This is a genomic window from Pseudarthrobacter sp. 902506025, assembly GCF_040702325.1.
GTDB lineage: Bacteria > Actinomycetota > Actinomycetes > Actinomycetales > Micrococcaceae > Arthrobacter.
This window is the reverse complement of record NZ_JBFBKW010000004.1, coordinates 133,444-146,818: the sequence shown is the minus strand read 5'-3', so window position 1 is coordinate 146,818 and position 13,375 is coordinate 133,444. Positions and strand designations below refer to the sequence as shown.

The 13,375-nt window shown below is 67.3% G+C and carries 13 protein-coding genes; 7 read left to right on the top strand and 6 right to left on the bottom strand.

Annotated elements, in window-relative coordinates; genetic code table 11:
- Positions 1-3 precede the first annotated feature (3 nt).
- From AB0280_RS10535 to AB0280_RS10525, 3 genes are all read right to left on the bottom strand, one after another.
- Complete coding sequence (locus AB0280_RS10535; protein WP_307491330.1) at positions 4-357, bottom strand: LapA family protein; 354 nt, start codon at positions 355-357, stop codon at positions 4-6.
- Between the two features lie 667 nt (positions 358-1,024).
- Complete coding sequence (locus AB0280_RS10530; RefSeq protein WP_159634465.1) at positions 1,025-1,252, bottom strand: hypothetical protein; 228 nt, start codon at positions 1,250-1,252, stop codon at positions 1,025-1,027.
- 188 nt (positions 1,253-1,440) lie between these two features.
- Positions 1,441-2,847, bottom strand: a complete 1,407-nt coding sequence (locus AB0280_RS10525) for an amidase (RefSeq protein WP_366367201.1) — start codon at positions 2,845-2,847, stop codon at positions 1,441-1,443.
- A 220-nt stretch (positions 2,848-3,067) separates the two neighbouring features.
- On the opposite strand from AB0280_RS10525, the gene AB0280_RS10520 reads away from it, so the two are divergent.
- The 3 genes from AB0280_RS10520 (at position 3,068) to AB0280_RS10510 (ending at position 4,693) form a co-directional block, all read left to right on the top strand.
- Entirely contained in the window at positions 3,068-3,394 is a 327-nt protein-coding gene (locus tag AB0280_RS10520) for a rhodanese-like domain-containing protein (protein WP_224024197.1), read from the top strand.
- A complete protein-coding gene (gene pheA / locus AB0280_RS10515; protein WP_275181454.1) occupies positions 3,394-4,374 on the top strand; it encodes a prephenate dehydratase in 981 nt (326 codons plus the stop codon). Before AB0280_RS10520 ends, pheA begins: the two co-directional genes overlap by 1 nt.
- Before the next feature lie 94 nt (positions 4,375-4,468).
- Entirely contained in the window at positions 4,469-4,693 is a 225-nt protein-coding gene (locus tag AB0280_RS10510) for a hypothetical protein (RefSeq protein WP_159634453.1), read from the top strand.
- Between the two features lie 52 nt (positions 4,694-4,745).
- Here the strand turns inward: AB0280_RS10510 and AB0280_RS10505 are convergent, their stop codons facing one another.
- Positions 4,746-5,843: a diacylglycerol/lipid kinase family protein gene (locus AB0280_RS10505; RefSeq protein WP_366367199.1), complete on the bottom strand. Its 1,098-nt coding sequence runs from the start codon at positions 5,841-5,843 to the stop codon at positions 4,746-4,748.
- 88 nt (positions 5,844-5,931) lie between these two features.
- Here AB0280_RS10505 and serS point away from each other — a divergent pair, with 88 nt between their 5' ends.
- The 4 genes from serS (at position 5,932) to AB0280_RS10485 (ending at position 10,138) form a co-directional block, all read left to right on the top strand.
- Positions 5,932-7,212: a serine--tRNA ligase gene (gene serS, locus AB0280_RS10500; protein ID WP_159634447.1), complete on the top strand. Its 1,281-nt coding sequence runs from the start codon at positions 5,932-5,934 to the stop codon at positions 7,210-7,212.
- Positions 7,213-7,350: 138 nt separating this feature from the next.
- Positions 7,351-8,358, top strand: coding sequence for a type IV toxin-antitoxin system AbiEi family antitoxin domain-containing protein (locus tag AB0280_RS10495; protein WP_307491337.1), 1,008 nt, complete (start codon positions 7,351-7,353; stop codon positions 8,356-8,358).
- A 241-nt stretch (positions 8,359-8,599) separates the two neighbouring features.
- The gene (locus AB0280_RS10490) at positions 8,600-9,487 is read left to right on the top strand and encodes an HAD family hydrolase (protein WP_307491339.1); all 888 of its coding nucleotides are present in this window, start codon (positions 8,600-8,602) and stop codon (positions 9,485-9,487) included.
- A 66-nt stretch (positions 9,488-9,553) separates the two neighbouring features.
- Positions 9,554-10,138, top strand: coding sequence for a histidine phosphatase family protein (locus AB0280_RS10485; RefSeq protein ID WP_159634438.1), 585 nt, complete (start codon positions 9,554-9,556; stop codon positions 10,136-10,138).
- Positions 10,139-10,220: 82 nt separating this feature from the next.
- Here the strand turns inward: AB0280_RS10485 and AB0280_RS10480 are convergent, their stop codons facing one another.
- Both AB0280_RS10480 and AB0280_RS10475 read right to left on the bottom strand, forming a co-directional pair.
- On the bottom strand, positions 10,221-10,820 hold the full coding sequence (locus tag AB0280_RS10480; protein ID WP_275181458.1) for a hypothetical protein: 600 nt from the start codon (positions 10,818-10,820) through the stop codon (positions 10,221-10,223).
- Positions 10,821-10,970: 150 nt separating this feature from the next.
- On the bottom strand, positions 10,971-13,202 hold the full coding sequence (locus AB0280_RS10475) for a catalase (protein ID WP_275181459.1): 2,232 nt from the start codon (positions 13,200-13,202) through the stop codon (positions 10,971-10,973).
- Positions 13,203-13,375: the final 173 nt, after the last annotated feature.

The following is a 13,375-nucleotide window of genomic DNA, read 5'->3' as shown; positions in this document are numbered from 1 at the left end:
CGGCTACCTGCGTTGCCGGACCCTGTCCCGGTGGGCGTTTGAACGTAGCTGCAGGATGCGCGCGCCGCCCGCCACGGCTACCAGCACGCCGCCGGTCACGGCGGCAATGAACAGCGCCATGCCCAGCGGGACGGACCCCTCAAAGCCCAGGAACTTCACCAGGACCAACTCCTGGTTCTGCAGGATGAAGACGATCAGCAGGATCAGGAGCACCAGGGCGGCTACCACTGCGGCCCAGATGACGCCAGCGCGGGTGACTTTTCGTTCGGGGCCGGCCCCTGCCGTGATGGCTGGACCCCAGGCGCCCGTCGTTTCCGGTACATCCGCCCGGTAAGAGGGTGCGTTGCCGTGCCCCACAGGACGTTCCGCCGGAGTTTCCGGGGGGAGGGGCTGTGCCGTGGCGTGTTCTGACTCCGGCTGCCTGTCAGGTGTAGGCGTGCTCTGTCCTGCGCTCATAGTGTCCTCTTCCCAGAATGCTAAGCATGCTTACGGTTCAACCATAGACGCCAGGGTCACCGCAGCACAACGGCCTGAACGACGAGGCGCCGCAGCGGCTGCATTTCGGCGGAGAGTTGCAGGGGGCCGTGGTGCTGGAGGGGTCCCAGCGCGGTGACCCCTCCAGTGACTCCCGTCCGGGGCATTACTGCCCCGGCGTCAGACCCTCTCCTTGCTCTTTTCAGCGGAGGGGGTGCGTGGCGCAGGCGTCCTGCGCCAGTTGGGGAAGGCCCAGAACGTGAATTCCTGTGCCCTAACCGGCTTCCCGGGATTTTCCGCAGGGGTTTCCGGTTCCGCTTCAGGCCGGCGCTTGGTTTCTTTCTTTGCGCCCCACCCGAAGTCCTTGCTCGATGCGTAGCACATCACAGACCTCCTCATTGGTGACTGCCCCTTAATCGTCCTCCTGCCTGGCGCCGGAGTCGAGGGCGCGGCAGCGGGGCAGGGGGAAGGAGTGCGTGAACTGTGGGGCAGGAGCGCCGGGGCATCGGGTCTTAGGCAGGGTGCCGGCGCAGAGTGGCGCCGGGGACTGTCAGGTGCCGTTGGCCACGACGTCCTGCGCCTCCTGCGGGCGGTGGAACTCGCAGGGCCCCTGATGGCGGATGGGCAGGAGGCAGGTCCGGCCCGTCGGCAGATGGACCAGGGCGCAGCGGCCAGCCATGGCAAGGTCCTCCCTGACGTTGGAGTTGCTGAGGTCCGGCCGTTCCTCGTCTGGCGTCACGGTGGTTCCGGGGCTGGCGGCAGGGTATTCAGCGTTCATTGTGGGCAACTCCTCGTCAGGCGGAGGGCGGGTGGAGGGTGCTGAAACGTGCTTTTCCAGTCTGCGGCCGCGGGGGTTACGGGCGGGTTAACCCGGTGTTATGTTCAGGTCAACAACGTCAACCACGCCGGTGCCTCCCACGGGCTCCAGCTGGCCTGGAAGCCAAGATCGCCCGGTGCAACTGGCCCCTAATACCCCAGTTGCCGCGCCACCTGCAGGAGGAGGGCTTCTGATCCCATGGGGCCCACCAGCTGGATTCCCATGGGAAGTCCGCTCCCCGCGGCACCGCCGGTCCAGTGCACAGGGATGGTGATGGCCGGCAGTCCGCACACATTCACCATGGAGGACCACGGGGCGTATTCGCACTGCTTCCGGTAGTCGCCGTCGGCATCCCCCGGCCACTGGGCCGATGGCCAGCGGTCACCGCCGTGGGCGGTGCCGGTGAACCAGCCCACCGGCCGCGGCGTCTGTGCCAGCGCCGGCATCAGCATCAGGTCCCACTGCCCGTACTGTGCCAGGGTGTCGTGCTGGAACTGCCGCAGGAATGCCAGGGCCTCCGCAAGCTTCGCCGGGCTGCGCTGCTGGGCGCGCCGGCGGAAGGTCCGGGTCAGGGGCGCCAGCAGCGCTTCCCGGGACGGGCTGATGCGGGCAGCACCCACTCCGGCGGTCCACGCGGTGGTGAAGGCGTCCGGGTAGCGGTTGTCGTAGCGGATGCCGGCGTCAGCAAGGGTATGGCCGGCCTGTTCCAGGAGGGTTTCGCCGGCCTGGAGCGCGTCCAGGGCCTCCCGGTCCGGCGTGAACGGAAACGTGCTGGACCACGGGCTGTCCAGCGTGACGCCGATCCGCAGCCGGGGTGGCTCCTGCGTGATCGCCGAAAGGGATTGGTTCCCGGGTGCCAGGACGTCCATCATCAGTGCTGCGTCCTCCGCGCTCCGCGCGAGGGGGCCCGGCGCCACCAGCCGTGCAGGGTCGCCGGTACTTTCCCCGGCGGCCACCACCCCACGGCCGGGCTTGAGCCCCACCAGGCCACAGGCGGCGGCGGGTATGCGGACTGATCCACCGCCGTCGGTTCCGGGGGCAAAAGGCAGCAGCCCTGCGGCCACAGCGGCTGCGCTGCCGCCGGAGGACCCGCCCGAACTCCTGCTGGGCGCATGGGGATTGCGCGACGGCGGTGCGATGCGGTTCTCGCTGTAGGCCGTCAGTCCGAATTCGGGCACCTGGGTCTTGCCCAGCCAAATGGCGCCGGCATCCTTGAACAGGGCCACGAGGGGAGCATCTGCGGGGGCTGGTTTGTGGTCCAGGGCGGCACTGCCGTGCGTGGTCACCACCCCCGCCACATCAGTGAGGTCCTTGAACGCAACCGGCATGCCATGCAGCAGGGGCAGGTCATCGGCCTCCGAGCGGGAGCGCAGGGCATCCGCCGCCCGGGCCTGCGCCATGGCCTGGTCCGCCGTCACTGTAATAAAGGCGCCCAGAAGGGGGTTTTGGCTACCGATCCGGTCCAGGAAGTGGGAAGTGGCGTCCGTGGAGGACACCGCTCCGCTGCGAAGGAGGTCCCGCAGGGCCAGCGCCGGGAGATCGTGAAGTTCAGTCACGATGGCACCCCCGGTGGCATCTCCCCGGCTGCGGCCCGGCGCTCCGGCCTGGACATGCCGGTGGCGCGGGAAGGGCTGTCAGCTGCTGGGACATGGAAACCTCCTGGGCCTTCACCAGCCTAACCTGCAGCCTTTTCCGCTGTGATCCGGGCGGAGCGGGGTGGAAGGGCTAGGCTTAAACCTGACTTTGATCCGCCAGATCCGCCAAGACAGGACTCCGATGAGCGATTTCGATACCGTCCCCGTCCATGACGTCCCCGCAGACGCCGTGATCCTGGACGTCCGGGAGGATTACGAGTGGGTTGCCGGCCACGCTGAAGGCGCTGTCCATATTCCCATGGACCAGATTCCGGCGCGCCTTGGCGAACTCGATCCGGACGAGGATGTCTACGTCATTTGCCGCACGGGCGGCCGCTCCTTCCGCGTCGCCCAATGGCTTACCGGCCAGGGGTACACCGCCATCAACGTCTCCGGCGGAATGGACCAGTGGCTCGAATCCGGCAAGCCCCTCGTCTCGGACAACGGTCTCAAGCCCCTGGTCCTTTAGTGGGCGGCACGTCCCGCACCTACGCCTTCCTGGGCCCCGAAGGCACCTTCACCGAGGCTGCCCTGCTGCAGGTGCCTGACGCCGCCCAGGCTGTCCGGGTGCCGGCGTCGAACGTCAACGCTGGCCTGGACAAGGTCCGCGACGGTTCGGCAGACGCCGCCATGGTCCCTATCGAAAACTCGGTGGAGGGCGGCGTCACCGCCACGCTGGACGCCATCGCCACCGGCCAGGAACTGCGGATCATCCGCGAAGTCCTGGTTCCCATCAGCTTTGTCCTGGTAGCCCGGCCCGGCGTGCGGTTGGAGGATGTGCGGCGGGTATCCACGCACGGTCATGCGTGGGCGCAGTGCAGGCTGTGGATGGACCGGAATATACCGGATGCGGAATATGTCCCCGGCTCCTCGACTGCCGCCTCGGCCCTGGGATTGCTGGATGGGAACTGTCACTACGACGCGGCGATCTGCGCACCGCTGGTGGCCAGGGAGCATCCAGGGCTGTCGGTCCTGGCGGAGAATATCGGGGACAACCCCGGTGCGGTGACGCGCTTCATCCTGGTCAGCCGGCCTGGGCCGCTGCCGGAGCGCACCGGCGCGGACAAAACCACCGTCGTGGTCCCGCTTCCGGAGGACCGGCCGGGCGCCCTGATGGAGATCCTGGACCAGTTCGCCAGCCGCGGCGTCAACCTCAGCAGGATTGAATCCCGCCCCACAGGCCAGTACCTGGGCCACTACTTTTTCAGCATCGACGCCGATGGCCACGCCGGCGAAGCGAGGGTCGCTGACGCGCTGGCGGGTCTGCACCGCATCAGTCCACGCACCCGTTTCCTGGGCTCGTATGCCAGGGCCGACCGGCAGGCCACGCTGGTCCCCGCACATACCTCCGATGAAGCTTTCACAGCGGCCCGGACGTGGGTGCGATCCATACTCGCCGCGGAATCCACCGCAGGTGAAAGCGGTTCCGGGGCTTCGCCCAAAGCGTAGGTAAATGCCTTCCGAAGTACTTCCGTGGGGTGTTGACAATGCGTATGCTTGCCTGATCCACACGGGGTATGGCCCCTGACGAAGGGAGCGGGTCATGACCAGCAGCACTGACAACGACGGCCAGGGGATGATCGTCAATCCCAAGCCCACGGGAGATAACCAGGACTGGGACGGGGACGACGCCGACCGTGCTGACCGCCTGCGCTTCGAAGAGGAGCAGGCGATGATCCGCGAGCAGTCCGAAGCCCATGCTGCTGCCAAACAAGCCCATGCGGACGCGAAAGCTGCTGCCGAGGCAGAGAAGAAGTCCGGGGCCTGACGGCGCCAACTACTGAGTCCGGGCCCCATCGCGGCACCGCTTCAGCCGTCCGCTACCGTGCGGCGTGTGCGCTTCCATGCACGGGACCGCTGTCCTGTACCTGTCCTTTGACCCTGACCAGGAGTGACCGTGGCTCCACCCGGACCGTGAGCTGCGTGGCTTCCCCCGACGTGTCGCCGTCGAGCTGTGTGGGCGTGGGTTCAGGGCACTTGATGACCACCTTGACTGACCGGTAGACGGTCATGATGGGCAGCTTTCCGCTGTGCTTGAACATGATCTTCACGTACATCAGCAGCCAGCCCAGGGCGCTGCGGGGGCTCATGACCACGACGTCGAGCATGCCGTCGTCGATCATGGCCTGCGGGATGAAGTCAATGCCGCCGGGGACCAGCCCACAGTTGGCGAAAAGCACGCTCCGGATGTTCCGGACCTGCTCCGGGTTGTCATCCAGGGCGATGGAAACCTTCTTGCGCCGGCCCGGAAGGTGGCGCACGCCGGCCTCGGTGTAGGCGAGCCAGCCCACGGCCTTCTTCAGCCCCGCGTTCGTGTCGGCCAGGACTTCGGCGTCCATGCCGATACCGGCGATCACCAGGAAGACGTGCTCCGAGTAATGGCCTGTGCGGGAGTTCTCGATGGCCATCCGGGCGGTGTCGATGTACCGTTGGCGGCCGAAAAGGGCTGTCTGGACGTTGCTGTGGAGGTCGTTCACATCCAGGTCCACGTTCCGGGCCAGCAGGTTTCCCGTGCCCAGCGGAATCAGGCCCATGGCAACATCGGTGTGCGCGAGGGCCTCAGCCACCACGCGGACGGTGCCGTCCCCACCGCCCACCAGGACGACGTCGGGCTTTCCCGCCAACGCAGCCTGCATCTGCGAAAAGCCCGGGTCCTCCGCCGTCGTCTCGAAAAAGACCGGTTCCTCCCAGCCGGCGGCCAGGCAGGCCCTGTGGATCATCCCCCTGGCTTCGTCGGCCCGCGCCTTAATGGGATTCAGGACGACGGCCACGCGCTGTCGCGCCAGCCCTGAGTCGTAGGATTCGCCGGCCACGGCGCTGCGCACATGCAGGGCTTTGAGGCGGCGCACCCCCCACCAGCTGGACGTGGCGAAGGCAAGCGCCACCGCAATCAGCAGGTAGAGAATCCAGTCGCTCATGGTGCTTCAACAGTAGCCCGGCGCACGGCGGGGGACCGCACGGGGCCGCGCGCCCGCCGTCGTGCACTGAATTGGATACCCTTGTCTGGTGATCGACGTAAAAGACCTCAGCGAAAACCCGGACAAGTTCCGTGCCAGCCAGCGCGCCCGCGGCGCGGACGAATCAGTGGTGGACGCGATCATCTCCGCGAATTCCGCCCGCCGCGAGGCCCTGCTCCGCTTCGAGAACCTCCGCGCGGAGCAGAATGTCTTCGGCAAGAAGGTGGCGAAGGCCAAGGGCGAGGAGAAGCAGGCCCTGCTGGCTGAGGTCAAGGAACTGGCCAATTCGGTCAAGGCCGCGTCCGCGGAGGCCGATGCGGCCCAGACCAAGCAGGAAGAACTGCTGCGCACCATCCCCAACCTGGTGGAGGACGGCGTTCCCGAAGGCGGCGAGGACGACTACGTGGTGGTCAAGACCGTCGGCACTCCGCGCGAATTCCCCGACTTCGAGCCGAAGGACCACCTGGAGATCGGCGAGCTGATCGGCGCCATCGACATGGAACGCGGCGCCAAGGTCTCCGGCGCGCGCTTCTACTTCCTGCGCGGCGTGGGTGCCCGGCTGGAGATGGCACTGCTGCAGATGGCCATGGACCAGGCCATCCAGGCCGGCTTCATCCCCATGATCACTCCCACCCTGGTGCGCCCCGAGACGATGCAGGGCACCGGCTTCGATGTAAAGCACGACGCCGAGATCTACCGTCTCGCCGAAGACGACCTTTACCTGGTGGGCACCTCAGAGGTGGCCCTGGCCGGGTACCACGCCGACGAGATCCTGGACTTCTCCGCCGGCCCCATCCGCTACGCCGGCCAGAGCTCCTGCTACCGCCGCGAAGCCGGATCCCACGGCAAGGACACCCGCGGCATCATTCGCGTGCACCAGTTCAACAAGGTGGAGATGTTCATCTACACCACCGTTGAAGAGGCCGCCGCCGAGCACCAGCGCCTCCTGGCCTGGGAAGAGGAAATGCTGGCCAAGTGCGAGCTGCCGTACCGGGTCATCGACACCGCGGCCGGCGACCTCGGCACCTCCGCGGCACGCAAGTACGACTGCGAAGCCTGGGTCCCCACGCAGAACGCCTACCGCGAGCTGACGTCCACCTCCAACTGCACCACGTTCCAGGCCCGCCGCCTGAACATCCGTGAACGGGTGGTCAACGCGGAGGGCGTCTCCAAGGGCACCCGCGCGGTGGCCACGCTGAACGGCACCCTGGCCACCACCCGCTGGATCGTGGCGCTGCTGGAGCACCACCAGAACGCGGACGGCTCCGTCAACGTCCCCAAGGCGCTGCAGAAGTACCTGGGTGGCCTCGAGGTCCTCCCGGTCCTCTAGGGGTCCACTCATAAGCTTGTTCGCGGATCCGAACCTACGTGGTTCTGATCCGCGGACGAGCTTAGGTCCGCATCGTGGTTGTCCACATGCAGGCGCCGGTCCCGTATCCCTGCTTCCGCTGTCGCGCATCATGATGGCATGGATGTACCGCCTGGACTGATTGATACTGCCGCCATTCTCCGCACGGGTGCGGGCACTGATACCGTGCACCGTGCCTTCAAAGCGGGGCAACTGGTGCGGATTCGCCGGGGTTTCTACGTTCCCACCGAAGACTGGCTTCGTGCACTGCCCTCCCGCCGCTTCGAATGGACGACGACGGCAGTTGCCAGGTCAGTCAAAGGTGCAGTTCTGTGCGGGCTTACGGCAGCGGTGGCCAGTGGGTTGCCAACGCTTGGAACGCCACCCTGCGTGGAACTGGCCACGACGCTTCCCGGCCGCAGCGGCCTCAGAAATTCGCCGCTGATGGTACTGGGTGGGGACGCTTCCGCCGGGAACGTCCGCCGCACACGTTCCTATCCGCTTCGGTACCGCCTTATGACCGGGTTCAATGCCGTGCCCTTTGGCGAGTTCCTCTGCTCAGGGCTCACCAAGACCACCGTGGACGTACTGGCCTCAGCGGAGCTTAGCCAGGCCCTGGTGCTCGCGGACGGGGCCGCCCGCAGGCTATTGGCAGACGGCGTGCTGGAGGACGGTGTCAGCCTCCTGTCCGTGCCGGAAATTGCCGCCGGCATAGCGGCCCTTCCTTCCGCTGCTGCCCGCTGCCGCGCGGAGCGTGCGGCCGGCCTTGCCAGCCCCCAGCCGGAGTCGGTTGGTGAGTCCTACAGCCGTGCCGTCTTTGAATTCCTCGGCTTTGAGCAACCGGCCCTTCAGCAGGTCTTCAGGGATGGCACCGGCTTCATCGGCAGGAGTGACTTCTGGTGGCCCCGACAAGGCGTGGTGGGTGAATTCGACGGCAAAGGGAAGTACGTGGAGTTGGCCCGGCGGAACGGGATCACCGCAGAGGAGGCTGTTTACCGGGAGAAGCTCCGCGAAGACCGGATCCGTGCCCTCGGCCATGGTTTCGTCCGGTGGCGGTGGGCAGACCTGACGGACCCAAACAAGCTGCGTCACAAGCTCCTCGCCGCAGGCCTCCGCCCGCGCCCGTAGCCTGCCGCCGCTTGAATCAGAGCCTTGTTCGCCAATCGGAACGCTGAAGGCGCGGATGCGCGAACAAAGTCGGGATTCGAGGAATCAAGTGCACTCCTAACGGACAGGACCGCTCAGGGCCGGGGTGAAGGCACGCGCCGGCAAGCGCATCCATGTGGAAACCCGCCGTGTTAACCAACAGTTCAATAAACCTGTGGTCCGCGTCCTAGCGCGTGTCAGTTACGTCTGCTTCACTATGTGGATGACAACGCTGACTGAAACCTCAGTCGCCGGCAACGATGACCGGCGAGACAACAATCGAGACTACAACCAGAACAACATCGGCATCGCCGCGGTGGACCGGAAATTCATGGTCGCCCTGGACGTGGACGGCACCCTGGTCAACCACGACGGGCATATGTCCCCGGGCGTACGGGAAGCCGCGCAGGCCGTCGTGGCCGCCGGGCACGAGGTGATGATCGCCACCGGCCGCTCCCTGAACGCCACGCTTCCCATCATCGAGAAAATCGGCATCGAGCGCGGGTACGCCGTCTGCTGCAACGGCGGCGTGACCCTCCGGCTCCACCCGGAACTGGACAACGGCTACGAGGTCATCCACAAAGCCACGTTTGATCCCGCCCCGGCGCTGCGTGCCCTCCGCGAACGGCTTCCGTCCGCCAAGTATGCGCTTGAGGACGCCGACGGCAACTTCCTCTCCACCGAGCGGTTCCAGGATGCCAGCTTCGGGGTGGAGGCGGTAGGCGTCGACTTCCACACCATGCTGGAGGCAACTGCCGTCCGCGTGGTGGTGTTCAGCACCGAAAACACGCCCGAGGAGTTCAACGAGGCCATCAACCACGTGGGCCTCGCGGGGGTGACCTACTCGGTGGGCTGGACTGCGTGGCTGGACATCGCCGCAGCGGGTGTGACCAAGGCCAGCGCCCTGGAAAACCTGCGGCTCCGCCTTGGCTTCGAAGAACACCTGACGGTTGCGGTGGGGGACGGCCGGAACGACATCGAAATGCTCACCTGGGCCGGCCGCGGCGTCGCCATGGGGCAGGCCCCGGCGGAAGTGGTCGCCGCAGCGGACGAGGTCACCCACTCGGTGCACGACGACGGCGCCGCCCACGTGCTGCGCAGCCTCCTTTAATGCGCTGAAGGCACCGTCCGCTGCCGCGATTCCGGGGCGGGCCTGGAGCCAAGGCAGAATAGAGGCATGACCCTTACGACGTTCGCCCTCGTCCGCCATGGCCAGACCGACTGGAATGCCGAGCGCCGGCTGCAGGGATCAACCGACATCCCCCTGAACGACGTCGGACGCGGCCAGGCGCGGGACGCCGTCGGCATCCTGGCGCCGTACGAATGGGACGCCATCGTCTCCTCCCCGCTCAGCCGCGCTGCCGAGACCGCGGACCTGATCGCCGAAGGGCTCGGGCTCACCGTGGCCCGGCGCGTCCCGGAACTCACCGAGCGCAGCTTCGGCCCGGCCGAAGGGATGCAAGCGGGCCCCGAACTGGAGGCGCTGCGCGTGCCCGGCGGGTTCAAGGGCGCCGAAAGTGAAGACGAAGCCGCCGACCGCGGCCTCGCAGCGCTGGAAGCCCTGGCCGAGGAGTTCCGCGGCCAGCGGCTCCTGGTGGTCACGCATGGCACGCTGCTGCGCGTCAGCCTCAGCCGCGCCATCGGCCAGACCCTGGCGAGCGTGGACAATGCGGCCCTCAACCTGGCGCACCACCACGCGATCGATGGCTGGAAGCTGGAGTACTTCAACGGCGAGCCGGTCCTGGCCGCTACCGGGAGCTAAAGTCCGGAAAAGCCCCTGCAGTAATTGACGACGGAGGGACCGGCTCAGGCGGTCAGCCCACCAGCGGTCAACCCAGCAGCAGTCAGCGCACCGCCAGGATCAGCGCCAGCAGTCTCGCGGCAGCGGGCCGGGCGGCGTGTTCCTCATTCCACTGTGCCCGGGCCACCGCTTTGCTGACGGCCTGGGTGGTGATGCCCAGTTCCTGCGCCACGGCCTTCTGCTGGCCGCGGACCCCGGGGGTCAGCAGGTCGAGTACGCGCCATTCCGCGCCTGACCGCTCGCGCACGATATGGCCCAGCAGCCGCAGGATTGCTTCGGCGTCGTGGGCAACGTCGGCCAGTGGCCCCTCCACCGCAACCGGCACCCGCTCCTTGCTGGTGCGGAGCCGGTCCACGGCCCGGCGCGCATAGACCAGGCCGTGCCCGGACGCGTCCTTGACCTGGTTGGGCAGCGGCTCGTTCACGGGCCCCGCTCCGATACCCACGTACCAGTGCCCGCTTCGCAGTGCGATCAGCGCGGCGTCCACGGCCTGGTGCGGGCAGTCGACGATCCCCTGGACTTCGTCCTCGACCGACCTGTCAAAATCCAGGCGCGCGGGAATGTGCCGCAGCGCCTTGAGCAGCTGCGGCACCTGGTCGCCGTCGCGGCGGCTGTCCGTCTGGTTGATGGTCAGGGTGAACATTCTGGGTCCACACTACCCGGAAGTAGGAATTGCGAAACGGCCGGTTTCCCCTTGGGCGGCCCGCCGGTTCCCACCCCGGCAAACGGCTGGGGGTCCGCATTGCATGGACGCGGACCCCCAGCCACAGGACGGCAGGCCAACAGGCCCGGGTCAGTTTCCCTGTTCCGCAGCGGCGCCCGCTGCCGGGAAACGGTCCCAGGCGCGGTGGCCGGCGATGAGCCCCGAAAGTTCGGTGGTTACCGAGGCAGCATCGTTCCCGCCAACCACCCCTGCGGCCCCCTTCGGGATGCCGGCTGCCTCCAGCACCGCAGACCCGGAGCCCCAGGCCCCAACGGCCTTGGCGTGGCGGTAAGCCTCGGACAGCATCAGCGCGACGCGCGGATCCAGCCCGTCAGCCGGCTCCCCGGCCTTGGCGTCGCGCCCCGCGGAGGCATCGGCCGCGGGTTGCTTGCCCCCGGCGACCATCAGTGCGTCGAACTCGGTGGACCGTGCCGTGAGGAAGGTCCGCTGCACCGTCACCGAAAGCCCGTCGGAGGACAGCGTGCCCCCGGCCGGTGCGATGACCAGCGGGACCATGCCCTCGCCGTCGAGCGCCTTGCGGGCGGCCTCCACCTCCGCAAGGTCGCTGGAAGCGTCGGCGACGATGCCCACCACGCGCCCGGCAACCGGCCAGGTCCCACCCACCTGGGACACGGAAGGGCTGGGATCCCGGTCCGGCACCTGCTCGGTGGCCTCCGGGGCCGGCATGCCGAGGCCCGCGGCGACGGCGGCGCACAGCGCGGCGTCAATGTTGGCCAGGGCCTGGAGCTGGCGTTCGCGGACGGCGCTTTCGTAGCACTTGCCGAGCTCGAACGTGTAGGCCTGGATCACGTGGTCCTGCTCCACGGAGCTCAGGCTGCGGAAGAACAGCCGGGCCTGGCTGTAGTGGTCATCGAAGGATGCCGGGTTGCGCCGTTCCTTGATGGATTCCGCAACCGCCTGGGGCACGTCTACGAATGCCCCCATGTCCTGCCCCGCCAGGAACGGGCAGCCGCCATCCAGCGAATTGGGCCGGTACGGCGCGGCACCGCCATGGACCGCCGCCTGGTGCATGCCGTCGCGGAGCATGTCGTTGACCGGGGCGTGCGGCCTGTTGATGGGAATTTGCGCGAAGTTCGGGCCGCCCAGACGCGAAATCTGGGTATCCAGGTAGGAAAACAGCCGGACCTGCAGCAGGGGATCGTTGGTGACGTCGATGCCCGGAACCAGGTGCCCCGGGTGGAAGGCCACCTGCTCGGTTTCCGCGAAGTAGTTGGTGGGGTTTGCGTTAAGGGTCATGAGCCCGATGGGCTGCACCGGCGCCAGTTCCTCGGGGACGAACTTGGTGGGGTCCAGAAGGTCGATTCCCTGGAACATCTGGTCTTCCGTGTCCGGGAAGGTCTGGATTCCCAGTTCCCACTCCGGGTAGGCGCCGGCCTCGATGGCATCAGCCAGATCGCGCCGGTGGAAGTCCGGGTCCATGCCGTTGATGATCTGGGCTTCTTCCCAGACCAGCGAGTGCACGCCCTGCTTGGGCTTCCAGTGGAACTTCACCAGGGTGGTGTCGCCGGCGGCGTTGACGAGCCGGAAGGTGTGGACGCCGAAGCCCTCCATGGTCCGGTATGACCGGGGGATGCCGCGGTCCGACATGTTCCACAGGGTGTGGGCCTGCGCCTCGGTGTGGAGCGATACGAAGTCCCAGAACGTGTCGTGCGCGCTCTGGGCCTGCGGAATCTCGCGGTCCGGGTGGGGCTTGGCCGCGTGCACCACATCCGGGAACTTCATGCCGTCCTGGATGAAGAAGACGGGAATGTTGTTCCCTACGAGGTCGTAGGTGCCCTCATCGGTGTAGAACTTCGTGGAGAACCCCCGGGTGTCCCGCACGGCGTCGGCTGACCCACGGGAGCCAAGCACCGTGGAGAACCGAACAAACACGGGCGTTTCGACGTCCGCGGCAAGGAAACCGGCGCGCGTTACCTTCGACGCCGTGCCGTAGGACCGGAACACCCCGTGCGCTCCCGCGCCGCGTGCGTGGACAACGCGCTCCGGGATCCGTTCGTGGTCAAAGTGGGTGATCTTCTCGCGCAGGTGGTGGTCCTGCAGCAGGATGGGGCCGCGCGCGCCGGCCTTTAGGGAATGGTCCGTATCCTGCAGCCGCAGGCCCTGGGCCGTGGTCAGGTACTGGCCGGACTGGGCGCGGGCGGTGGCCGGCGCGCCGGTAGGGCTGCCCGTGGGGGACACGGCCTCGGGGCCGCGCTGGTCCGGTTTGGGCGGCAACGGCTCCCGCGGGCTGGTGGGCTCCTCGAACGCCGGCGGCTCGCTGGACGGAACCCCGGGAATTACAACGTCGTCTTCGGCTGGCATGTCTCGATCTCCCCACAATTGATGGTCTTAGCTTCCGCCTCAGCGAAAGCTAAGCTTGCTTAGTACCCTACAGGTGCCGAAGGCGGTAAAGGGAAGGTCCGACGGCGGGGGTTGCCTCCCTGCCCCTCCATCTGTTGCGATGGGGAAACGGCCGCCTGCAGCGGCACACCCGA

What these genes read in the sequence shown, in the direction of transcription:
- AB0280_RS10475 (WP_275181459.1), bottom strand. Translation starts at nt 13,202, where the DNA reads ATGCCAGCCGAAGACGACGTTGTAATTCCCGGGGTTCCGTCCAGCGAG.
- AB0280_RS10505 (WP_366367199.1), bottom strand. Translation starts at nt 5,843, where the DNA reads ATGAGCGACTGGATTCTCTACCTGCTGATTGCGGTGGCGCTTGCCTTC.
- AB0280_RS10495 (WP_307491337.1), top strand. Translation starts at nt 7,351, where the DNA reads ATGGATGTACCGCCTGGACTGATTGATACTGCCGCCATTCTCCGCACG.
- AB0280_RS10520 (WP_224024197.1), top strand. Translation starts at nt 3,068, where the DNA reads ATGAGCGATTTCGATACCGTCCCCGTCCATGACGTCCCCGCAGACGCC.
- AB0280_RS10510 (WP_159634453.1), top strand. Translation starts at nt 4,469, where the DNA reads ATGACCAGCAGCACTGACAACGACGGCCAGGGGATGATCGTCAATCCC.
- AB0280_RS10480 (WP_275181458.1), bottom strand. Translation starts at nt 10,820, where the DNA reads ATGTTCACCCTGACCATCAACCAGACGGACAGCCGCCGCGACGGCGAC.
- AB0280_RS10530 (WP_159634465.1), bottom strand. Translation starts at nt 1,252, where the DNA reads ATGAACGCTGAATACCCTGCCGCCAGCCCCGGAACCACCGTGACGCCA.
- AB0280_RS10485 (WP_159634438.1), top strand. Translation starts at nt 9,554, where the DNA reads ATGACCCTTACGACGTTCGCCCTCGTCCGCCATGGCCAGACCGACTGG.
- AB0280_RS10490 (WP_307491339.1), top strand. Translation starts at nt 8,600, where the DNA reads ATGACAACGCTGACTGAAACCTCAGTCGCCGGCAACGATGACCGGCGA.